18 protein-coding genes and 3 tRNA genes are annotated in these 22619 nt (G+C 61.9%); 12 read left to right on the top strand and 9 right to left on the bottom strand.

Features of this window, described 5'->3' with window-relative positions:
- Positions 1 to 19: 19 nt before the first annotated feature.
- Positions 20 to 1303, bottom strand: a complete 1284-nt coding sequence (locus Q7P63_12480) for a class I SAM-dependent RNA methyltransferase (protein MDP0500902.1) — start codon at positions 1301 to 1303, stop codon at positions 20 to 22.
- Positions 1304 to 1562: 259 nt separating this feature from the next.
- Between Q7P63_12480 and Q7P63_12475 the strand changes: the two genes are divergently transcribed.
- The 3 genes from Q7P63_12475 to Q7P63_12465 all read left to right on the top strand — a co-directional run bounded on the left by Q7P63_12475 (position 1563) and on the right by Q7P63_12465 (position 7589).
- The gene (locus tag Q7P63_12475; GenBank protein MDP0500901.1) at positions 1563 to 5360 is read left to right on the top strand and encodes a pectinesterase family protein; all 3798 of its coding nucleotides are present in this window, start codon (positions 1563 to 1565) and stop codon (positions 5358 to 5360) included.
- Positions 5361 to 5488: 128 nt separating this feature from the next.
- The gene (locus tag Q7P63_12470) at positions 5489 to 7024 is read left to right on the top strand and encodes a HEAT repeat domain-containing protein (protein MDP0500900.1); all 1536 of its coding nucleotides are present in this window, start codon (positions 5489 to 5491) and stop codon (positions 7022 to 7024) included.
- A 139-nt stretch (positions 7025 to 7163) separates the two neighbouring features.
- A complete protein-coding gene (locus tag Q7P63_12465; GenBank protein ID MDP0500899.1) occupies positions 7164 to 7589 on the top strand; it encodes a YciI family protein in 426 nt (141 codons plus the stop codon).
- A 698-nt stretch (positions 7590 to 8287) separates the two neighbouring features.
- Here Q7P63_12465 and Q7P63_12460 read toward each other — a convergent pair.
- Positions 8288 to 8364, bottom strand: a tRNA-Arg gene (locus Q7P63_12460).
- Positions 8365 to 8533: 169 nt separating this feature from the next.
- Between Q7P63_12460 and Q7P63_12455 the strand changes: the two genes are divergently transcribed.
- Both Q7P63_12455 and Q7P63_12450 read left to right on the top strand, forming a co-directional pair.
- A tRNA-Val gene (locus tag Q7P63_12455) sits at positions 8534 to 8610 on the top strand.
- A gap of 322 nt (positions 8611 to 8932) precedes the next feature.
- A complete protein-coding gene (locus Q7P63_12450; protein ID MDP0500898.1) occupies positions 8933 to 9352 on the top strand; it encodes a hypothetical protein in 420 nt (139 codons plus the stop codon).
- A 643-nt stretch (positions 9353 to 9995) separates the two neighbouring features.
- Here Q7P63_12450 and Q7P63_12445 read toward each other — a convergent pair.
- The 6 genes from Q7P63_12445 to Q7P63_12420 form a co-directional block, all read right to left on the bottom strand.
- The gene (locus Q7P63_12445) at positions 9996 to 10358 is read right to left on the bottom strand and encodes a hypothetical protein (GenBank protein MDP0500897.1); all 363 of its coding nucleotides are present in this window, start codon (positions 10356 to 10358) and stop codon (positions 9996 to 9998) included.
- A gap of 153 nt (positions 10359 to 10511) precedes the next feature.
- Positions 10512 to 10895, bottom strand: a complete 384-nt coding sequence (locus Q7P63_12440) for a hypothetical protein (GenBank protein ID MDP0500896.1) — start codon at positions 10893 to 10895, stop codon at positions 10512 to 10514.
- On the bottom strand, positions 10883 to 11674 hold the full coding sequence (locus tag Q7P63_12435; GenBank protein ID MDP0500895.1) for a hypothetical protein: 792 nt from the start codon (positions 11672 to 11674) through the stop codon (positions 10883 to 10885). The genes Q7P63_12440 and Q7P63_12435 overlap by 13 nt, the downstream gene beginning before the upstream one ends.
- A 381-nt stretch (positions 11675 to 12055) precedes the next feature.
- On the bottom strand, positions 12056 to 12346 hold the full coding sequence (locus Q7P63_12430; protein MDP0500894.1) for a hypothetical protein: 291 nt from the start codon (positions 12344 to 12346) through the stop codon (positions 12056 to 12058).
- 255 nt (positions 12347 to 12601) lie between these two features.
- Positions 12602 to 12677 (bottom strand) — tRNA-Ala (locus Q7P63_12425).
- Between the two features lie 269 nt (positions 12678 to 12946).
- Complete coding sequence (locus tag Q7P63_12420) at positions 12947 to 13849, bottom strand: cation diffusion facilitator family transporter (GenBank protein MDP0500893.1); 903 nt, start codon at positions 13847 to 13849, stop codon at positions 12947 to 12949.
- 101 nt (positions 13850 to 13950) lie between these two features.
- Here Q7P63_12420 and Q7P63_12415 point away from each other — a divergent pair, with 101 nt between their 5' ends.
- From Q7P63_12415 to Q7P63_12405, 3 genes are all read left to right on the top strand, one after another.
- Positions 13951 to 15570, top strand: a complete 1620-nt coding sequence (locus Q7P63_12415; protein MDP0500892.1) for a peptide ABC transporter substrate-binding protein — start codon at positions 13951 to 13953, stop codon at positions 15568 to 15570.
- Between the two features lie 65 nt (positions 15571 to 15635).
- Positions 15636 to 17288, top strand: coding sequence for an FAD-dependent monooxygenase (locus Q7P63_12410; GenBank protein MDP0500891.1), 1653 nt, complete (start codon positions 15636 to 15638; stop codon positions 17286 to 17288).
- Positions 17289 to 17327: 39 nt separating this feature from the next.
- Entirely contained in the window at positions 17328 to 18326 is a 999-nt protein-coding gene (locus tag Q7P63_12405) for an NAD-dependent epimerase/dehydratase family protein (GenBank protein MDP0500890.1), read from the top strand.
- A gap of 48 nt (positions 18327 to 18374) precedes the next feature.
- On the opposite strand, the gene Q7P63_12400 is transcribed toward Q7P63_12405, so the two are convergent.
- Positions 18375 to 20144: a glycosyltransferase family 39 protein gene (locus Q7P63_12400; GenBank protein MDP0500889.1), complete on the bottom strand. Its 1770-nt coding sequence runs from the start codon at positions 20142 to 20144 to the stop codon at positions 18375 to 18377.
- A 171-nt stretch (positions 20145 to 20315) separates the two neighbouring features.
- On the opposite strand from Q7P63_12400, the gene Q7P63_12395 reads away from it, so the two are divergent.
- The 4 genes from Q7P63_12395 to hisC all read left to right on the top strand — a co-directional run bounded on the left by Q7P63_12395 (position 20316) and on the right by hisC (position 22615).
- On the top strand, positions 20316 to 20831 hold the full coding sequence (locus tag Q7P63_12395; protein MDP0500888.1) for an N-acetyltransferase: 516 nt from the start codon (positions 20316 to 20318) through the stop codon (positions 20829 to 20831).
- A 97-nt stretch (positions 20832 to 20928) separates the two neighbouring features.
- Positions 20929 to 21141, top strand: a complete 213-nt coding sequence (locus Q7P63_12390; protein MDP0500887.1) for a hypothetical protein — start codon at positions 20929 to 20931, stop codon at positions 21139 to 21141.
- Positions 21142 to 21151: 10 nt separating this feature from the next.
- Positions 21152 to 21439, top strand: coding sequence for a hypothetical protein (locus Q7P63_12385; GenBank protein ID MDP0500886.1), 288 nt, complete (start codon positions 21152 to 21154; stop codon positions 21437 to 21439).
- An 81-nt stretch (positions 21440 to 21520) separates the two neighbouring features.
- Positions 21521 to 22615, top strand: a complete 1095-nt coding sequence (hisC, locus tag Q7P63_12380) for a histidinol-phosphate transaminase (protein ID MDP0500885.1) — start codon at positions 21521 to 21523, stop codon at positions 22613 to 22615.
- Positions 22616 to 22619: the final 4 nt, after the last annotated feature.

The following is a 22619-nucleotide window of genomic DNA, read 5'->3' as shown; positions in this document are numbered from 1 at the left end:
ATCTGCGGCTCAATTCTGGCTACATCGCCTTGTCGAGCGTGATGACGTTCTCGATGTGGCGGGTTTGCGGGAAGAGGTCGAAGGGCTGGATGCGGGTGGGCATGTAGCCGGCGCGCACGAAGTCCTCCAGGTCGCGGGCTTGGGTGTCCGGGCCGCAGCTGACGTAGACCACGCGGGCCGGGCCGTAGCGGAAGAGCTGGCGCAGGAAGACGGTGTCGCAGCCCTTGCGGGGCGGGTCGATCAGCATCACGGTCTGGTCGGCAGGCGAGTTGAGGTTCGCAAAGATACGCTGCGATTCGCCGGAGAAGAACGAGATGTTGCGCACCTGGTTCAACGCGGCGTTGGCGCGGGCCAGCTTGACGGCGGTGTCGCTGACCTCCACCCCGTAGACGAGGTCGAAGCGGTCGGCCCCGCAGATCCCGAAGACGCCGACCCCGCAATAGGTGTCGCAGAGGTAGCGCGGGCTGGTGCCGTTTTCGAGCGGCGCGGCGGCCTGATCGAGGGCATACTGCACCATGTCGGGCAGGATGTGCGGGTTGTTCTGGAAGAACTCACCGGCAACAAACTGGAAGCGCTTGCCGAAGACTTCTTCGGTCACCGTCGCGCGATTGTTTGTCACCACGCCCTCTTCGGCATCGCGCATCAGCAGGGTGCCGCCCATCTTTTTCTTGCCCAACGGGGCGTCATCGCGGATACGCTGGCGCTCGCCCGGCAGGGCCGCGTTGATGGCATCGCTGGCGATCGGGCATTGCGGCACGTCGATAATCGCGCGGCTGGCGGCATACTGGAAGCCGATGGGGAAATCCTTGCCCGGCTCGGGGCGTGGGTAGTGCGGCGTGATCTTGCTGCGGTAGCCGTATTGCTTGGGCGAACCGTGGCAGCGCTCGACCCCCAGTGCGTGGGAGTTGGGGGCCTCGGCGCCTTCGATCTTGGGGTAGACGGGCAGCTTGCCGATCCGGCGGATGAGGTCGGCGATCTGCTTGGTCTTCCAGTCGAGCTGGCGGTCGTAGCTGTAGTGTTGATACTGACAGCCGCCGCACTGGCCAAAGATCGGGCATGGGGGGTCCTGGCGGTCGGGCGACGGCTCCAACACCTCCACGAGGTCGGCGTCGGAGTAGTTCTTCTTGTTGCGCCACACGCGCGCCTTGACGCGCTCGCCGGGCAGGGCAAACGGCACCATCACGACCCAGTTGTCGACGCGGCCTACGCCCTCGCCCAGGTTCGTCAGGTCATGGATCGTCAGTTCGATTTCCTGGTGATACTCGAACGGCGTCGGGACAAAATTCTTCGGCGGCTTCAACATGAAAACCCATCACCATGTCCCCTCCCCGCCTCCATGGCAAGGCGGATGTGGGGCGGGAAAGCGGCGTGGGTGCGGGTGTTATTTAGCTGCGGATCAAACGAGGATTCACGCGGATGCTCCGCGCGCCTTGTCGGTCAGAAATGGCGAGAACCAAACCTACCAAACGGGAGGCAAACAGCGCAACGATGCGCACAGGGGGCGCATTGAGCGGGTGCGGGCGGCGGGGCATCGTCGAGGGTCTACCCAACCCCCAAAACTCATGACCCAATCTGTCTTGCTCCGGTGTTTCGCGACCGGGGCTCTCACCTCAGCCGGGCTTTGCGCTACCCTGGCCGCTCAAGATACCCGCCCTGCCGTCTCCGTCACCCTCTCGACCGCGCAGATCGCGCAAGGGGAGACGCCTACCGCCGCCGAAACTATTACCATCGCCCCACCCGGCGGCGGCTGGGCCTATTCGGCCGTCGCGCCCCTCGAAGGGCAGACCTTCAACGTCGTCAAACGGCCCAACCCCGCGATTGGCTCGAACAGCCTGAGCACGAAAGGGACCTACCCCGTCAATTCCGCGACCAACCTCGCGCTGGCGGATCCCAACGGTCAGCCTTCGGGCGTCAGCCTCTCCGTCCGGCTCAACATCCAGGACCTCGACGGTAACACGACGCGCACCGAGCCCAATTCCGGCTCCGGCGGCAGCTCCAACCTCGGCCCCAACGGCCTGATGAACGAAGTCTGGCGGATCTACCGAGGCGGCAACAGCGCCGAATACGAGCTGGATGGCCTCCCCGCCAACGCACACTACTACGTCTATTTTTACGGTTCCACCGGCGGCGACGGCCAAGGCTGCCGCTACACCTTTCCTGCCGTCAACAGCCCCAGTGATAACGTCCTCACGGTCGAAACCACCGGGGGCAACGGCGGCAACGTTTTCGTCGAAAATGCCAGCCAGATCGAGCCGGTGGAGAGCGGCATCACGTGGATTCGTGTTCATGCCAAGACCGACGCGACGGGCCAACTGCTCTTTACCACGAGCAAGAATGCCAACAACGGGCAGTATTTCGGCGGCTTTCAGCTGATGCCCTACCCGAAGGCTACCATCGACGTCGCGCCGCCGCCCAGCCCGCAAGCTACCCACGGCAGCGAGGTCTCGATCCCCGTGATTGCGAGCGGCGACGGCACCCTCACCTACTTCTGGCGCAAGAACGGGCAGGCCATCCCGGACAACCCCACCGCCATCACGGCCACCCTTGTCTTGACTGACGTCCAGCCGAGCGACGCCGCCAACTACGATGTGGTGATCACCAACCCGGGCGGCGATGTCACCAGCTCCGTAGCGGTCTTGACCGTGACCGACGAAGCCATTGCGCCGAGCATTGTCACCGCGCCGATGGCCGTCAACGCCACCACCGGCGGCGACGCGACCTTTGTCGTGGTGCCCAACGGAACTTCGCCGCTGAACTTCACCTGGCAGAAGAGCCTCGACAACGAGAATTTTGAAGACGTACCGAATTCGAACTCGGCCGTGCTGACGATCCATGATCTGACGACCGAGAACGCAGGCTACTACCGCGTAAAGGTCCAGAACTCCGTCGGCTCGGCCACTAGCGAGGCGGCACCGTTGACCGTTGCGCCCGTCATCGTCGAGGCGCCGACGCAAGCGATTGTGGAGCGCGGCACCGCGCACACGGTCTCCGTCGAAGCCGACGCCGGCGAAGGTGCACCCTACCCCACCACCTACACGTGGACGCGCGACGGCGAGACGCTGAACAACGATACCAATGTGCAGGGTGCCGACACCGCCACGCTGCAACTGCAGGGCATGAGCCCCGCGCTCTCCGGCTACTACACCGTCACCGCATCCAACCCGGCCGGATCGGTTACGTCCGCTGCCGTCTATGTGGGCGTGCCGACGACGCAAGCCGTGAGCTACGCGCCCCACAGTCAAATGACGGGCATCAGCATCGACCAGCAACTGCGCCTCACCTTCCCCAGCCAGCCCAAGATCGGTCAAACGGGCGTCATCACCATTCGCGACGCGGCAGACGATTCCGTGGCGGCGAGCATCGACGTTTCGACCTTCGAGACGATCGTCTTCTGGTCGGCCACGATCACAAATGTCGCCGAACGCAGCGTGCAAGGCTCCGACTACTGGTATGAGCCGGTCGCGATCCATGGCAACGAAGTCTGGATCACGCTGAGCCCCGAGCAGCGCCTTGATTACGGCAAGACTTACTACGTCGAGATCGAGCCAGGCACGATCCTGGACTCCGAAAACGCCGCCTTTGCGGGTATCTCGGGGCCGGACGCCTGGCGTTTTACAACGAAGGCGAACGGACTCGAAACACCGACGCCCGATTCCGGCCCGACCACCATTACGGTGGCGCACGATGGGCGGGGCGATTTCGCCACGCTGCAGGCCGCCTTCGACTGGATCCCGCAAGGCAACACCCTGCCCCGCACCATCCGCATCGCCCCCGGGGTCTATCGCGACAACGCCACGCTGGCCCAGAACCGCCATCACGTGACGATCATCGGCACGGGTGACAGCCGCGACGAGGTCGAAATCTACTACCCATACGCCGCGTTCTCCAACGGCGGCAACCGGGCCTCCGGCACCCTGCGCATCGAATCGGACGACGTGACGGTGCAAAACCTGACGGTCGACAACGGCGTCTATCTGGAACAGCCGACAGCCTCCGCCCCTGCCTTTGCCGGGCCAATCAACACGGTGGCCACTACTGGCCGCCGCCTCGTCTTCGAAAACGTGCTGATGAAGGGCGGGCAGGACACGCTCTACACCATCCGCGGCATCGCCTACTTCCAGCACTGCGAGATCTGGGGCAGCGTCGACTTCATCTATGGCGAGGCGCTCGGCGTCTTCCACCACTGCGACATCGTGCAGATCCGCCCGGTGGGTGGCCCTGTCGGCGCGCCTAACACGCCCTACGACCAGCCCTACGGCGAGGTGTTCCTCCAATCGAACTTCCCCCGCGCACTCGTCGCCAACGGCTACCCCTACGACGTGAACGAAGGCTCGACCACCTTCATGCGCCCGTGGCGGCAGGACGGCGCGACGGCGGTGATCAACTGCGTGGTCGACACCCACTTCAGCACCAAGGGCTGGGGCGAATGGTCGGCGGCGGAAGGCAGCAAGGAAGTCACCTGCCGCGCCCGCGAATACGGCACCACCCTCTTCGGCGGCGGCATCGTAACCCCGGAAGAGCGCCACGAAGCGGGCGCGTATTGGCTGAACACCCTCGACCCGGACTACACGCCGGGCATGCAGCCCTCGCACCCCTCGCTCGCCCCAGCCACCGGCACCGGCAACCGCGTGGTGGTAGAAGTCGATCCGGCCGATTACACACTGGAAGCCATCTTTGGCCATAGCTACTACGGGCTCAACGGCTGGATGCCGGCCTACCCGCCGCGCATCACCACCCACCCCGTCAGCCAATCCGTCGCGCTCGACGCCCCGGTTACGCTATCAGTCGAGGCGGTGGGCCAAGGGCTGAGTTACCAGTGGTATCAGGACGGCGTCATCATCCCCGAGGCCACGGGCGCGACACACACCATCGCTGCGGCCTCGCTTGGCAATCGCGGCGACTACACGGTGGAGATCACCAACGACGAAGGCTTTGCCGAAAGCCACATCGCCCGGCTCGAAGTACAGTCGTCGCTGGCCGACTGGGCCGCGCAGTATGGCCTAGACGCCTCGGTGCCGGGCTTCGCGACCAGCGATGCGGACGGCGACGGCCTGGCCAACGCGCTGGAGTTCTTACTTGCCACGCACCCGAACCAAGCCGACCGGCCGCAAATTGTCGCTGGCTTCAACGCCGCCCAAGGCACTCATACGGTTACTTATCTGCGGTCGTTCGCGGCGGCGACGCTCTATTCCGAGCAGCTGCAAGTCTCCACCGACCTCGCCACCTGGACCCCCGCCAGCCCCGGTGAAAACGACGTCACCCAAACCATCGAGCCCCTGCCGAACGGTATCGAGCGCGTCACCCTGCACCTGACCAGCGCGCAGGCCCCGCTCTTCGCCCGCCTCGTGCTGCAGCCGTAGCCAGTTTACGCCAGTCAGAATCAGGCAAGAGGTGGGGCCCGTGCGCTCCACCTCTTTCTTTTTGGCAAGGGGCGGTTCTGGCAAAACTTGCATGCAACGTTTCGAGAAGTCAGAACGAGCGTTATCACATGATCGCCCGCCTGCTCCCGCTGCTTACCCTTCTCTTCATCACGACTCTGTCTGCCTCCATCACGGAGCCAACGCCCGAAGAAACGCGCGCAGATTTCGAGTTTTATGCGTCGCGCGTGGCTTATTTATATACGGGAGCCTACCTCTACGACCGGATCGACCAGCCGCAGTTTATCCTAATCCCCCGAGAACACCAGCAAGCGCAAAATGCCCTGCTGCAGCTAGTGACGAATCCCGCCTACCCCGTGGAGGTGCTGGTCGAACTCTTGCAGCACGAAGACCCCAAGGTGCGCACGCTCGCCGCCGTCGCGATTTTCGACCGGGAAGAGCCATCGCTCCTGCCGATGCTGGCGGAGCTTTGGGACGACACCAGCAGCACTTTCAGCGACCCGATCCTGATGAGCGTGCCTTATCCGATGCCCGATGGAAGGACGCAAATCTACCATGAAATGACGGTTGGTAAAATCGTTCAGCAGATGCTCACCTTTTACATGGTAACAGGGGGGTATCGTACCCTGCACATTTATACTACGCAGGAAGATTTCTACGCCTACTGGCAACCGCGCCAAGACCGGACGTTTTGTGCCAGCTGGTTTGAGGTGCAGCTGCTTCGGGCCGGGCGTGACAACCCGTGGTCTGTCCGTCAGCGCATTGAGCAACTGCCGCCCGAGGATAAACTCTGGACCCTGATTTACCTTCGCTCGGCCCACGGGAGCAGCCGCGACCTGGTGCATGACCGGGAACTCATCGACATGTGCCGCGAGCTGGGCTCGGCCAAGATTTTCGAGATTCTGCGGGGAGCAGTCTTGACCGACGATCCCGACCTCCTCGCCGAAGAATCGCAGCGCACGCGCTTCGATCGCATCCGTCTGTTTGTGCTGCACAACGCAGCCAAAATTCTACAGCCGGAAGACGCGGATGAGCTGCTGGCGATCGAGCAGGAATGGAATGTAAAAGGGATGGATCCCAACGGTGAATATACTTCCCCCTGGTATGCTATCTCCGCAGCTCGTCTTAATCCCCCTGAGGCTCGCGCGATCCTTCACCCGGCCTTCGCCCGAATGCGGGGCGCTTCAGATCGAGACCGCGCAACGATTTGCCTGGCCTTGTGGGAAATGGTCGGCGAGGAGGAGACCGACTTTATCGTGGAGTGGTTTTACCGCCGCGATCAAGGCACCTCGTCTCGTTGGGCTCTGGAATCTTTCATCACTGAGATCGTGCAACGGCCACAGGGCAGCATGCTCTTGGCCGCGCTGATTGAAGACCCTCGCTTCGGATCCTGCGGCTGGGAACAACTGAGTTTATTCGTCAAAGCAACCAACGCAGTGCTCCCCAGCCCCTCGATCACAGAAGATGAACTGCAACAGGCGCGCCACCCGCTGCATACCAGCTACGATTGGCAGCAAGAAAAGGCTTGGCGCGAGTATCCCGAAGAGTCCCGCCAGCTGGAAGCCATCTTGGAGGGGTGGCGGCAGGCCCTGCGCCAGAGTGTGCCGCAGCTTATCGAAGCGGCACAGGCGGACGCCGGGACTTGAGCCGCAACTTTTTTCCAAGAAAAGCCCCGCAAAATGTCCCTTGGAGCGGCAGCGATTCGTCGAAAGGTTGATGCCAGACACGACTACCCGCCACCGACGGCAGGCTCACCACTGGCCACCAACTCTATCCCCTACGACCATGCGAGTAATGATTTTGATCAAGGCCGACCAGCACAGCGAAGCGGGCGAAATGCCGGACACCGAGCTGCTGACCGCCATGGGCAACTACAACGAAGAACTGGTCAAGGCCGGGCTGCTGCTGGCCGGCGAAGGCCTCCAACCCAGCTCCAAGGGCGCGCGTGTGTGCTTCTCCGGCACCGAGCGCACAGTAATTCGTGGACCATTTGAAGACCCCACCGGACTGCTCGCGGGCTTCTGGATCTGGAAAGTCGAGTCGCTCGACGAAGCGATTGAGTGGGTCGAACGCTGCCCACAACCCATGCAGGGCGAGACGGAAATTGAGATCCGCCGCATCTTCGAGCTCGAAGACTTTGGCGACGAAATGACTCCCGAACTACGCGAACAGGAAGACCGCCTCCGCCGCGAACTGGAGCCCAAGCAGTAGCGGCGCGATTCAACCAGTTATCATGCGCCGGGAGGACAGGCTCCACCGGCGCTTTTTTGGTTCATCGGGAAGCCGCCAAAAAATATTATTTCCCAAGATATAATACCTGCAGTTAAAACCCTTTCACCCTAGGCCAACATACTTACCCCCGAGCACTTATCCCCTCGATTTGCGATTGTTCACAGCGATAATCTTCCATTTAAACGATACCGAGCTACTTCCTACTTCCAATTTCGGATCGTAAACTTCAGCAATCCAGATTGATCCTTTCCCAAAGCTGAACCTGCCTGTGGACTCCAAAACATCCCCTCCGGCGAACCCCGCCACTGACTTACATAACAAGTCATTGAAGATCAACTCTTAATGCGCCTTAAATTCTTGTGAATCTTTTACCAACTTTGGATCGCCGTTTATAAAACAGCGTAGAGGATACCCTACGTTATCAGCAATCCAGTCAACGTTCTGACTAGAAACAGCCGTTTGGATTTGATAAAAGAAGGCAATTGCAGCAGAAGTCTCGGGATGATTCTTGGGATCTCCGTAGGCATGTGGGCAAAGAGTGACAAATGCCAAAAAACAAAACCACGATCTCATTTTGCATTTAGAAAAAGGGACGCTCGGATTCATATAGAAATAGTTACATATCTATCCCACGCCTATGCTGAAAATCGAGAAGAGAACCATGGCCGGTTAAAAAATGGCGCGAGAGATGGGATTCGAACCCATGACCTAGCGTTTAGGAAACGCTTGCTCTATCCATCTGAGCTACTCCCGCCCATAGAAAACTAGAGTGTGGGTGTTGGACGGCGAAAGCGCAACTACGGAACGCGCCGCCCTGCCTTTCTTGGCCACGGTCGATCGCCCATGAAAATTTTTGTGCTTCGCGCAATTTGGGAATTGACGGATCACCGCAATTCTCCAATCTTCATCTTTTCCTCAATCGAGGGCGCGTAGCTCAGTTGGTTAGAGCACTACCTTCACACGGTAGGGGTCGTTGGTTCGAGTCCAATCGCGCCCACCATTTTGTGTTCGTGTCGGGTTACGACACAATGTGTCCCGTCGGGACTAAGATACTCTTTAAGAACGGTTTTCATACGATCTACGATTGTAGGTTTAGTGTCTGAAAATGTCAGGTTGTCGCCCGTCGCGACTGGAGTTCCGACCCGTATTCCGCCCCGCAAGATCGAGGGCAAGCGTGCGACCGCAGCCGTCAGGCCGAGCTGGTTCACGTCCGTGTAGGTGGCCGTCGTAAGCCGCGCATCCGAGTGCCGCATGAGTTCCTGCGCCTGGCGAACGGAAAGGTCTGACCGCTGCAGCAAGGTCCCATACGTCAGCCGCAGGGCGTGAAAATCGATTCGCTCACCTTGGGCATTCTGGTAGACCAGCCCGGCCTTCTCGACGTGACGCCGGAACGTGTCGGTACGAGGAAGCCCTTCAGGCAAAACAGGATCGTCCTCACGACATGCAACAGGCCGATGATCGAGCAAGAGCGTCCGAAGCTCTTCCGGAATCAGCTGCATACTCTCCTTGCCGTTCTTCGTGGTCGACTCCCGGAGCCGGAGGAAGGCACTTCCCTCTTCCAGGTGCACATCACCCCACTGAAGCGCCTCAATCTCCTTGCGCCGAAGTCCAGCCAGCAGCGCCAGGCAGAAACCGACCCTGTAAGGCCACCCATGAGCAAGGAACGTGTTCACCTCCTCCTCAGTCCAAGCCCGGCGCTTTCGCGTCTTCTGTACTCGCGAAATCGGCTCGACCGGCGATAGAGGATCACGGTCTAGTCTGCCCTGTCGCACCAACCAGCCGAGGAACGCCCGCCAATCCGCCAGGTATTCATTGCGGGTCTTGGCGGAACTATCGTAAGCAGCACGCCACTTCTCAAAGGCCATGGGCTGAACGTTCTGCACGGTCTCCCAGCTACAAGCCAGAGACACCTTCAGGAGCCGCTGCCGGACGTCCTTCAATTGCTTCTCCCCGGTCCCTTTGCCCCTGCGCACCGTCAGATACTGCTCTATCAGGTCAACAAGCTTCTCCACCTCGTGCCCCCAAAGACCCACCGGAACAGGCAAGCCTTCGCGCTTCAGCTCTTCTCCACGCACCCACTCAGACGCTCGCTTCTGCGCCACCTGCTTATCCCGCGTTGACAAAGCCTTACGCCGAGGCTTCAGCGACCAAGCCGGGCGCCACTCAACGTAATAAGCCCCACGTTCATTGCGGCGGAAAACTCGCATTACCCTTGGCGTGCGGTGAGTTGGTCCATGTATGCCTGAAGATCGCTATGACGCAGGCGTGACGAACGGCCGAGCTTTAACGGCTTTGGCAACTCCTCAGCCTGAACCAGACGATAGAGTGAGCGAACCGATATTCCGAGAACCTTAGCTGCGTCCTGAAGCGATAGAAGACGATCATTCATCGGTCATCCTCGTCTTCAAATTCAGGCGCTTCTTCGTCAACTTGGCCCGGCGCAAACTCTTCGTGATCTTCACCACGGAACATATAGTAAACCTTATTGTGGCTAACCTTTATACCGTGTTTCGCAAGAAACTCGCTTATCTTCCTCCAAGAATGCCCCTGCTGCCGAAGAAATTCGATCGTGTCACTGTACTCCCGAAGATTGGCCTCGGTCTGTCGATCCTCATCGAATTCGATCGCTGCTTTCAACAGCTCCCGTGGGCTAGGCCTTCCTTCCTCGTGATAATCACTGTCAGGCCGGGCATCACGCTCAAGTTCATGGAGTCGCATCTGAACCTCTTCCCATTCTTGTTTATTCATTGGTCCCTTATGTGACATTCAATTACAGTAGTCAACGCATATTTTGTAACATCGTGTAATCCTATGCTGGACACTTACTCGTTTCCTTAAACAAGGGAAGGTGGCTAGCGGCGGGCGGCTCGCGCCGCCCATCCGCCAGCCACTCTCCACCCGCTAAGCAACAGCCTTTCCGTCTACCTGGATGATCTCGAATTGCTTGATAAAGAGCGTCTTTTCGACCTCTTTCCATTGAGTCACACGCAGCAGCACCTGCTTGAACTCAGGCATACGGGGGAAGGTCACCACTTCGTCCCCTCTCACCTGGACCGCAGGAGTCGCTGCGTCGATGAACTGCTCGAGCACAGCAGTGCCCGGCTGAAGTGCCAGCTCATGCCTCACGATGACAAAGCGGCCGGAACCATCTTTGCGCGTGAAGACGCGCGCAGTGTTTGACGTCACGTATCCGAGCAAGTAGAGTCCCGATACAGTCAAGCCGTCACCCTTGTGACTTTGCCCGGTTGCCGCCGGGCTTTTTTGTGCCTCGTTCATGTTATCCATTCGTGTAGTTGTTGAGGTTCATTGATTTGCACACGGAAATACCCGAGGTATCGCCCAGCGATAGCGACATCCAAGACGATTTCATCGAGTATCTCCCGAAAGGGGCGTTCCAGCCGGAATTGCTGAACCCAGTTTTCAGTGATGTAGAGCGCGGTCTTCCTCCACTTCTCCAGGCGCTCCCCAATCGTGGAGGTATCGCGCCTTCTGGGAGGGCATTCCGAAGCCGGCTCCTCATCCTCTTCTTTCTCTGGTAGAGGCTTCAGAAAGCCGTGGGAGGACTGGAAAATACGGATGCGCTTCCGCTGCTTTACCCACTCCGGCACCTCACCGGCTCCTTTGACGACGTATTTCAGCAGGTAACGGAAATCCTCGTTGCTGATCCGCTTCACGTCACAACGGCCACAATCCCAAAGCTTCCTTAGAAGCTCTCCGTCAAAGAAACGCCGGGTGAGAAAGATCACGTGGAAATGCGGCCAGCCCTCCAGGTCGTGATGGAATTCCACCTTCACACAATAGGGCGCGTCGATCTTCACGAGCTTCCCCTTCCACATGACTCCCTTCCTCAGGCGATAGAACACCTTGCGAAGCCTATTGCGCGTATACTCGAATGCGCTGGCCGGATCGCCAAAAAGCTTCCGATCAATCGTCAACGTAAGGAAGAGCGCGCCAGAAACGTCGGGGAGCCGCGGCTCCAGGCGCTTCAGCACCTTCTTGATACCGACCGGATCAAACCACGATTCCGGGTGAAACTGCTTGAGGACACCAGGTGCGAAGCTCATTGCTCCTCCTTTACCAGAGCCTTCAGCCCGAGGTTGAAGACGTGGCGAGCTGCGTCGGCCGGTGACTCGGTGCAAAGCTCACACATTAGATCGCGGAGCCTTTGCGCCTGTCGACCGCGCACCAGGAACGAAACGCGGATCTTCTCGTTTCGTGGCCGTTCCGCCCCCTGTGCCTCTACCTGAGCTGGCTCAGATTGTGCGGCTTCGGCCCTGCGGCTCAAGGCTTCCCCCCCATCATTTTCTTCCGCCTCAGCTTCAGAAAATGACGCTGCGCGCCGCGTAGCGGTGGGTCCCCGCCTTGACCCTTCAGGCTCTTCGCCTGCCATCTTTCGCTCGCCGCTCAGGCAGGGTTCACAGGGTTCCGTTTCGGAATGCTGCTCTTCAGCCTTCATGCGCGGCCTCCCCTTCTTCTCGAACTCGAGCATGAAAGTCTGACTGCTTCAGCAGCTCGATGATCTGGCGACGCTCACGCTCTGGAACGGTGGGCCAAAACTCGAGGAATGGGGCGATGCTCGAATCGAAGCTCGCCCCGCAGCTACCGCAGAATTCCCCCTCTTTGTTGATCACGCCCCATATTCCGCCCCGCTGGGGGGAGTTCACATCGAGTTCTATTTCAACCTCAACATTTTGCGAATTTTCGGCGTTTGGTTCGAGTCCAATCGCGCCCACCATTTCAAGCCCGCAAATGTCGCGGGCTTTTTCGTGTACCGGTGCGGGTTCTGAGCGTGTTCCTGGCCCTTGACTGCTGAATCATCGCGAGCATCAGGCTGCATAGCGAAATCGTTACCCGGAACGACTTCGGCCTGGAGCTGCAACCGGTGGGCGGTGGCCAGTCTACCTTCTACAACTACGACCCCACGGTGGTCGCCGCTGCCCTGTCCTCTTCGCCGGGCATAAAAAAACCCGCCGGAAATGCGGAAAGAAATCTGGTGGAGCTGATCGGGATCGAACCGACGACCTCTACAGTGCGATTGTAGCGCTCTTCCAACTGAGCTACAGCCCCAATACAGAAACGATAACCCTGGGCGCATTTCTCCCCCAAGTCAAGCGCAGAGAATGGGCTACGGATTTTTACAATCTATTCGCCACTAAAATCACCTAGGCCCAAAAAACCTTTGCCGTACATCGGCGCGCGTTGCCTAATATACAAATAACTTTGGCCGGTTTCAGCTGGCCGTTTATCAGCGCTAGTCTGCGTCCTGTCTCGCTTGCACTCGCTGGCGGCTCGCCCTTTGTCTCAGGGGCGAGCCGTTTTTTTTATGCCGTTTACGGTTAGGGTTTGGGCGGGTGTTGGAGCGCGTGGTCTTCCTGCGGCTCCAGATGGGTGCTCAGCTCGGTGCCGGGCCCCAGTTCGCGGCGCAAGGCACGTTCGAGCTCGGTGGCGCGGCGGTGGGCTTCGCGCAGGGGCATCTCGTCGTCAAAAAGCAGGTGCACGTCCACCCAATAGCTTTCGCCGAGGGGCCGATGGCGGAGGCGGTGCCAGGAAAACTCGAGCCGCGTGCCTTCGGCATCCAGCAGGCGACACAGGCGGTTGTGCAGCTCCGGCTCCGCGCGATCCATCAGTCCGCCGACGCTGCCTTGCACGAGGCGCAGACCGCTCCAGAGCACGTGCAGGCCCACGAGGCAGGCGGCGATGGCGTCCCACGCGCGCCACTCCGTCAACCCCGCCAGAACGAGCCCGACCGCCGCGCCCAAGCTCGTCCAGCCATCGGCCATGAGGTGCTCGCCATGCGCGGCCAGCAGGTAGTTATCGGCACGCTTGCCTTTTTGCCGCAACCAGAGGCCCCACAGGCCGTTCGCGCCACCCGCGCCGAGGCTGAGGGCAAGGCCCAGCTGCCATTGGCCCAGCTCTGCACCAGACCAGAGGGCCCAGACGGCGTTGGCCACCGTCACGAGTGCTGCCGCCATCACGAGCATGCCTTCGAGCCCCGCCGCGAAGAACACAATCTTGGCGTGCCCGTAGGGATGGCTCTCGTCGGCCGGCTTGGCGGCGAGGGCCGCGCTGAAGAGCGAGAAGGTGACGGCTGCGATGTGCACCACGCTCTCGGCCACGTCGCCGAGGATGGCCGCCGAACCGGAGACCCAGTAGGCCACCAGCTTGACCGCCAGCGTAGCCGCCCCCACGAAGAGGGAAAGGCGGATCCAGCGTCCGGCGAGATTGGAGGGCGATTCCATCGGCCGCACGCTAGCCCATAGGGCGCCGGGTGTGAAGCCTGCGGTTGTTTGAAACGAGAAAGCCTTTGCCTGTGCGCGCGCAATTGCCAAGATGCCGTGCCATGCGCCCTTTCCGGCCCTTTTGCCTGATCGTCTCCCTCATTTGCCTGCTGCTGGCGGGCGGTTGCCGTCGCACCGCCGAAGTCGACCTTGCCGCCCAGGAGGGCTATCTGCTTGTCGGCACCGGTCCGGAGCCGGAAAGCTTCGACCCGCAGCTCTCGACCAGCGCCAATGCGATCAATCTGCATCTCGCGCTCTGGGAGGGGCTGACCGCGCCCAACCCGCAAGACCTCTCTCCCCAGCCGGGCGTCGCCGAGAGCTGGGATGTTTCGCCTGACGGGCTGACCTACACCTTCCACCTCCGCCCGGAAGCCAAGTGGTCCAACGGGGAGCCGCTCACGGCGCAGGATTTCGCCTATGCCTGGCAGCGCCTGTTAAGCCCGGCGGTAGCGGCGGGCAACGCAGCCATGCTCTACGTGATCGATGGTGCAGAGGCTTTCAACCAAGGGCAAACAACCGACTTTGCGCAGGTGGGCGTCCGCGCGCTCGATACGCGCACGCTGCAGGTGCGGCTCGACCACCGGGTGCCCGACCTGCTCGAACGCCTGATGCACCCGAGCTTTGCCCCCCTGCCCCGCGCGACGGTTGAAGCTGCGGGCGAGGCGTTTGTACGACAGGATGCCTGGGCGCGCCCGGGCCGGATGGTCAGCAACGGGCCGTTCCGCTTCAGCGAATGGCGACCGAACGAGCGCATCGTCGTGGAGCGCAACCCGCACTACTGGAACGACGCCCAGACGAGCCTGCAAGGCGTGCGCTTTTTCCCGATTACCGACCTCAGCACGGAGGAGCGCGCGTTTCAGGCCGGTCAACTCCATGTGACGGAGGCCCTGCCCCCGCGCCGCGTGCCGTATTACCAACAGAACCAGCCGGAGGTGCTGCGCGTCGATCCCTACCTGGGCACGTATTATTATTTGCTGAACCATGAGGTGAAGCCACTCGACGATGTGCGCGTGCGACGCGCCTTGAGCGCCGCGATCGACCGCCGCGCGATCACCGAGCAGATCCTGCAAGGCGGCCAGCAACCAGCCCTGCAGTTCACGCCCGAGCGCCTGCTGGACGCCGAAACCTCCCTCCCCACGATCGAGGAGGGCAAGCAGCTTTTGGCCGAAGCCGGTTACCCGAACGGTGAAGGCTTCCCGGCGCTGGAGCTGGTCTACAACGCCTCGGAGACGCACCAGCGCATCGCAGAAGCGATCCAGAGCATGTGGCAACGGGCCTACGGCATCACCGTCAACCTCAGCAACGTCGAGGCCAAGACCTATTACGAGCGCCGACGTACAGGCGAGTTTGCGGTGGCCCGCGCGGTATGGATCGCCGATTACGTCTCGCCTCAGACCTTTCTTGAAATCTGGACCAGCGGCCACAGCAACAACTACAGCCGCTGGGGCGACACCGCCTACGATGCCCTGCTGGAGGAAGCCGCGCGGGCCACCACTCCGGAGCAGCGTCGCCAACGCTACGCCGAGGCCGAGCGATATCTGGAGCAGCAAGCTGTCATGCTGCCGATCTACCACTACACCACCGCCTACCTGATCCGCCCCGAGGTGAAGGGCTGGACCGCCAATCCCCTCGACTGGCACCCCTACCAATACGTTCGCCTGCAAAATGATGCGCAGGATTGATTGCATGCACCCGCTCTTTGAATCAAGCTGTGGCCACGGTGGCAAACGCTTTACCCTCCAACGATATGGCCAGTGAAGAAACCGCTACGGACTGGCAGGTCCTGATCGTGGGCGCCGGCCCCGTGGGGCTGACCTTGGCTCTGGCACTGGCCCGAGCGGGGATCCGCGTGGCCGTGGTGGAAAAAGAAGCGTCTCAACAGCCTGCCGGCCAAGCCCTTGCACTCCATTCGCGCATGCTCGAGATCCTCTCGGCACTGGGCTTGGGGGAGGAAATTCGCAAACACGGCGTCCCGGTCCACGAGATCCGTGTCCACAGCCAGGAGCACCAGCTCTTTGCCCACAACCTGAAGGATCTGGAGAGCCCTTGGCCGGAGGTGCGCGACATCCAGCAAGGCCTGTTGATCCAGATCCTGGAGCGGGCGGCATTGGGCGCCGGAGCACAGGTCTGGCGCGGCTGGCAACTCAACGACTTCATTTACCACCCCCAGTATGCGGAAGTGGTGCTGGAGCACGCCGGCGAAGAGCGCATAATCAATACCGAATACCTCGTCGGCTGCGACGGGCGGAACTCCACCGTACGGGAGCTGCTCGACCTGGCGCTGGAGCCTCAGGGCGCGCCCGAACGTGTATGGGTGGCCGAGCTGGAGCTGAGCAACGGCCCACCCCTCAATGAATGGCAGATCTATTGCCACCCCGAGGGCGGCGCCGCGCTCTTCCCGATGGGCGGGGCCGATTTTCGCGTGATCCTGCAACTGGCCCCCAACGCGGAAGGGCCTGAATCGCAATATCAGGCCGAGATGCTGCTCGCCGAGCGCACCCAGAGCTGGATTGGCGTACGACAGCTGAAATGGAACCGCACGGTCGAGATCCAGCCCGCCATGGCCGAGAGCTTTCATCGCGGTCGCGTGATGCTGGTGGGCGACGCCGCGCACGTAATGCCCGTGATGGGCAACCAAGGCATGAATCTGGGCGTGCAGGACGCCTTTAACCTCGCCTGGAAGCTCCATGCGGTACTGCGTGGGCAACTGCCTCCCAGCCTGTTGGAGACTTACGAGACCGAGCGCAAGGCTGCCGCCAAACGGACCCTCGGCTTTACCGCCCAGCTCAGCCAGCTCGCGGGCACCCCCAGCCTGCTGAAGCGCACCCTGCGCAACTGGATCCTGCCCGCCGTCAGCGGCTTGCACCTGGCGCGGCAACAGCTGCTGGACTACATGGAGACCGCGCCGAGCCTGCCCGGGCATGACTTCCTGCATGTCGAAAGCCGCAGCAAGAGCCTTGGGTCGGTCGCGAACCGACGCTTCAAAAACGGCAGCATGGTGGGAGACCTCTTGCCCGACACCCACCTGCTCGACTTTAGCCGCAATACCCACCTGCGCCTGCGCGACTGGCAAAACCCGCAGCTCTGGAACCTGTTCCTCGTCGTGCGCACTCAGGCCGACCGCGAAACGATCCAGGCGATCCAGGAGCTTACGAGCGCCTCTATCTTGCCCGAATGGATGCAGGTGGCCTTGATCTGCGGGCGCATTGTACCGGCGGAGCTGCGTCAACTCCCCTGCCCGGTCTTCACTGACGCGCGCGAAAAGCTGCAGGAGCGCCTCGGCTTCCCCGAGAGCGGCCTCGTGCTGGTCCGGCCCGACGGGCATATCGCCTATCGCCAGGCCCCGGTGACGCAAGAGGATTGGGTGCACTACCTGCGCCGCCTGCAGCGGGGGCGATAAGGACTCGTCAAGCGGCACGGCGCTTGCCAGATTGCGCGCATGAAAGTCCTCATCACCGGCGGGGCGGGGTTCCTCGGGCGCTACATTGTCGAGCGTTGCCTCGCGCGCGGCTATCAGGTCGTGTCGTTTCAACGCTCCGACGCTCCCGACCTGCGAGCCCAGGGCGTCGACGTGCGCCGTGGCAGCCTGACCGACGCCCAAGCGGTGGCAGACGCGGCGGCGGGTTGTGACGCGGTTTTCCACGTGGCCGCTCTGGCGGGGATCTGGGGGCCGTATGCGGACTACTTTGCCGCCAATGTCGAAGGGACTCGCCACGTGCTGGGAGCGTGCCGCGCACAGGGGGCGCGCTACCTGGTCTACACCAGCACGCCCAGCGTGGTCTTCAATCGCCAGTCGTTTGCCGGAGCCGACGAATCGCTGCCCTACGGGCGAGATTGGCTGAGCCCCTACGCGCCGACCAAGGCCCAGGCCGAGCAGGAGGCCCTCGCCGCCCATGCGCCGGGCACGCTGGAGGTATGCGCTCTGCGGCCGCACCTCATCTGGGGGGTCGGCGATCCGCACCTGCTGCCGCGCGTGGTCCAACGGGCGCGCCAAGGGAGGCTCCGCATCGTGGGCGACGGCCAGAACCGGGTCGACATCACCCGGGTGGAAAATGCCGCCGACGCCCACCTGCTGGCGCTCGATGCCCTGCAAGCCGGGCGCGCGGGCGGCAAGGCCTACTTCCTGAGCCAAGGGGAACCCGTCGCACTATGGCCGTGGGTCAACGAAGTCCTGCAGCAAGTCGGCGTCGCGCCTCTCAAGCGCAAGATTTCGCTGCGGGCCGCCCATACGATCGGCACGGTCGCAGAAAGTATCTGGAAGACGTTCCGCCTGAAGGGTGAGCCGCCGATGACCCGATTCGTCGCCCTCGAACTGGCCAAGGACCACTGGTACGACATCTCCGCCGCCCGCCGAGACCTCGACTACCGCCCGGAAAACCACCCCACCGCCGAAGGAGTGGAGCATTGGGCCGAGCACTACCGCCAGCAGGCGCGCTAGAGCCCCAGCACTTCGCTGATTCAGATTAGAACGGAACTGCTCTCAGGCCTACGGCAGGCTGCTGTAGTAAAAACCCTTGAACTGGCCGGGGTGCTCAAAAGGCGCAGCGGGGCCCGCCGCTTCGACGTCTTCAATCGCGATGACCTCAGAGAGCACGCCGCGGTAGTAAGGGTCTTCGTAAACGGTCCAGACCACCTCGGTCTTCACGTTGTCGGTCAGCTTTGTGGTGTCGAAAGACTTTTCCCACTCCCCAGTCATGCCATTGTAAGACTCGATATCCCACACCAGAAAACGGGGGTGCTCCTTTTGCTCCAGGATCCACTTCACCTGCGGGAGGCGGCTCTGGAAACTGCCTGCGCCGGCAGCATTGTAACCAAAGATGTCGAAAAACGGCACGTCGGTGGAAATGAAGACCGTGTTGTCGGGGTCGAAACGGTCCAGCTCATCCTCCAGTTGCTCGAAAACCGAAGCCACCATGCCGGAGGTGTAGAAATTGACGCGGTTGAACTTCGTGATCTGGAACTGCATGAAGAACAGCACGAACCCGCCGAGGATCACCCCCTGCACCCAGCGATGCCGCACCTCGATCAACAGCCAGGCCGCCAAGGCCGCCATCGGCAGAAACAGGGGCAGCGAGAGGCGACTGGTGATCTGCATGTCGAGCGGGAAGGCGTAGCAGAGGATCAGCAGCAGTTGCAGCAAAAAGGCCGGGATGAACAGCACCGCCACCTTGGCCGTAGGGCTGAGCGTCGACCAGTCGCTGGCCTTGCGACGCGCCAGCACGAGCCAACCCACCGCCGCAATTGCCGCAATGCCCGCCAGAAAGATATGGTTGGACTGCGGCACCTCGGGATCGAAAAAGAAGTGCAGCGCCCGGGCCGACATCTCGGGGATGTAGCCGAAACTGAGCACCTGCTCCTTGCCCACCGTGCCCAGCTCCAGGAGCTTGGGGTTCAGCTTCACGACATGGTTTTGCCACACATGCGGGATCAGCAGCACCGGGCACAGCAGGACGACCCACGGCAGCATGATCCGCTTTTGCTGCCACCACACATAAGCTACCACCAGCCCCATACCCGCTAGGTAGAGAAACGACTCATAGCGGGTCTGTGCCAGCAACACGGCGAGAAAGGCCGCCGCAGCCAGCCCGTCCTTGTCTGGCCGCTCCAGCCAGCGCGCAAGCAGTGCGATCAGGGCCAGGACCAGAAAGATCGACGACATCCCGATACCGCCGCTGGAGGCCTCGCTGGCAAAAACCGGCACCGTAACGAGGCAGGCGAGGCCAAACGCCGCTCCTTTCAACCCCCACAGGCGTTGCAGCAGGAGAAAGAAGAGGAACATCGCCCCAAAGGCGAGACAGGCGTTGAGCTGAATCGTGCGATGGGGGTCGTAGCCAAACAAGTCATGCGTCAGCGCCACGAAAAACGGGAACGCCGCTGGGCGCTTGTCGTAAAAAGGGCTCAGGACAAAGCGCGCGTTGCTGTAGTTGTAGACGCGCCCGGAGTTGAAGGCGACGCGCTTGGTGTAAAGGTTTTGAGCGGTGTTGGCGATCACGTGCTCATCCCAGATCGTCTTGAAGGCGTAATCCTGGGTGCGGACGATGAAGAGCGTCCCCACCACCGCCGCCAGCAGCGCAATGCCGAGCCGCCGTTGTCGCGCCCGGTCGAGCCAGAAAGCCTTGGTCAGGATGCCGCCCGGCTTGCGCTCGAAGCGGGCCCAAAAGCAGACACAAAGGATCAGCGCACTGAGGAGGGTGCCGTAAACCGAGCGGGTAAAGGCGTCGACGCTCACCTGGGGCGTAAACGCGAATAAACCCACGCACAGCGAGATTCCTCCCACCAACAACAGCAACAGTAGACGAATCATAGGCAAACCAGCGGTCATTCAACCTTTCGGACGTCGGTCAGCAAGGTTAAATCCCGCCTCCAGGCCCACTCCTTATGTACAACGGCTAGACAGAGACGGATCGTGCCCCTATATTTAAATTGCATGAGCGGCTACGAAGTGTCGATTCGGCCCGCGCTCCCTCAAGACTCCGGCGAGATTGAGGACCTGCTGCTGCTCGCGTTCAAGGGCGAAGATGAAGCACGGAGTCACGCCACCGCCCGCCGCGCCGGTCATGTGATCCACGAGTTCGTCGCCACCACCGTGCAGCGCCAGATCGTGGGCATGGTCGCCCTTGGGCCCGTCTGGCACGAACGCATCGGCCCCCACCCCGTCGCGCTCGGTATCGTGCCGCTCGCCGTCGCCGCCGACTGGCAACGCCAAGGCGTCGGTACCGCTTTGGTCTGGGCGGCACTGCACGCGGCCCGTGAGCATGGTCCGCTGGTCGTGGTGCTGGGCGAGCCCAAATACTACAGCCGCTTTGGCTTCCGCCCGGCCAGCAACTGGAAGTGGAACAGCCAGTACCAAGCCGGGCAGGCCTTCCAGGCCTTGTGGCACGGGCCGGACGACGTCCATATCCCGCCCGGCATGCTGGTCTACGCCCCCGCCTGGCGGGCGTGAGGGCGCGCCGATCTTCCGTCCCGGCCGCTAAGACGGGCCTTGTCTTTCCGCCCATCCCTCGGCATCACCTAGGACAGACGCTCACGTTCGCACTGCCATGCCCGATCATCAGCCCAACCCTGCCCCTTCGCCCCAACAACCGGACCGCAAGACCTCCCGGGGCTTCTGGAAAGTGTGGATCTTCGTCCTGTTCGCCTTTGTCGCGCTCTCGGCGGCCTGGTATACGCTGATCAAGATCGCGAGTGAGAACCGGCCCGAAGAGGTGCCGCTGCCGCCCAAGGAAGCCCCGGCAACCGAACCCCAGCCGTAGCCACCACCCGATGGAATTTCTCTTCGTGCTCCTGCTCCAGTGCGTGGTGATCGGCTTCGTGGCTTACGGCGTGGCCAAGCTGCTTTGCCGCCAGGCCAGCGCCCGTCAACTGCGCCGCGCCCGTCAGATCGTCATGGCGATCGGCCTCGCCTGTCTCCTGCTCTACATGTTGATCTTTATCGACATCGTGTGGCGCGCGCAGCCCAACCTCTTTTCCCTGCTGCCCCCGATCTTCCTCGGCGGCGAGACACTCGCCATCTGGGTGGGTCTGCTCGTGGCTTCGAAAGGGCGGGCGTAAAGCGGTGGGTGGCGACAACTTGCTTTTTGCGCGCGCTTTGCCATTGCAGCGCCCGGCGTAATCTGAAGCATCGGAAAGCCTATGAGCTACACCGCGTTGCTGCAGCCGCAGATCCAGCGCCTCCCCGTCTACCAGCCGGGCCGCCCGATTGAACTGGTCGCCCGCGAATTCGGCCTCCAACCGGAAGCCGTGATCAAGCTGGCCTCCAATGAAAACCCGCTGGGCGCCTCGCCGCGCGCCCTCGATGCCGCACGGGCGAGCCTGAAGGACGCTTGGCTGTATCCGGAAAACAGCGCGTATTTCCTTTGCCGCGACCTGGGTGAGCGGCTGGGCCTGCCGGTGGAAAGCTTTACCATCGGTGCGGGCTCCAATGAAATTTTCTACCTCCTCGCGAGCCTCTTCCTCGGGCAGGGCTCGGAGGCCGTGATGGGTGAGCAGGCATTCGTCAGCTACCTGATCTCGACCGTGCGCGCCGGGGCCAAGGCAGTCCGCGTACCGATGCCCAACTACACGCACGACCTCGGCGCCATGCTGGCGGCAGTGACGGAGCGCACCCGCCTCGTCTACCTGCCCAACCCGAACAACCCTACCGGCACGCTGCTGTCGGAGGCCGAGGTGCTGGAATTTGCCCGCGCCCTCCCCGACCATGTGATCTTCGTCTACGACGAGGCCTACGCGGAATACCAGGAGACGCCGCCCGACCTGCGCCCGCTCATCCGCGAAGGCCGCAAGGTGATCTGCACGCGCACCTTTTCCAAGATCTACGGCCTGGCCGGCCTGCGTGTCGGCTACGGCTACAGCGATCCGGAGCTGGCCGCGCTGATCAACAGCGTCCGCCCGCCCTTCAACACCAGCAACATCGCCCAGGTCGCAGCCCGTGCCGCCCTTGCCGATGCCGAGTGGGTGGAGCGCAGCCGCACCGTGAATACCGCCGGCCTGCGTCAACTGGAGCAGGGCCTGCAGGAGCTGGGCCTCGAAACCGTGCCCAGCGCCGCCAACTTCATCCTCGCCCAAGTGCCCAAGGCCAGCGAAGTCGACAAGACCTTGCAAAGCCAGGGCATCATCGTGCGTCCCGTCGCCGGCTATGACCTCCCGCATCACCTACGCATTTCCGTAGGCACGGAGCCGCAGAACGCACGCCTGCTCAAGACCTTGGGCGAGATCATCAACCGTTAAGGAG

The sequence above is a fragment of the Verrucomicrobiota bacterium JB022 genome (assembly GCA_030673845.1).
In the GTDB taxonomy this organism is placed as follows: domain Bacteria; phylum Verrucomicrobiota; class Verrucomicrobiia; order Opitutales; family Oceanipulchritudinaceae; genus WOUP01.
Note: the sequence above shows the minus strand (reverse complement) of the source record. Positions and strands in the feature narration are given on the sequence as shown.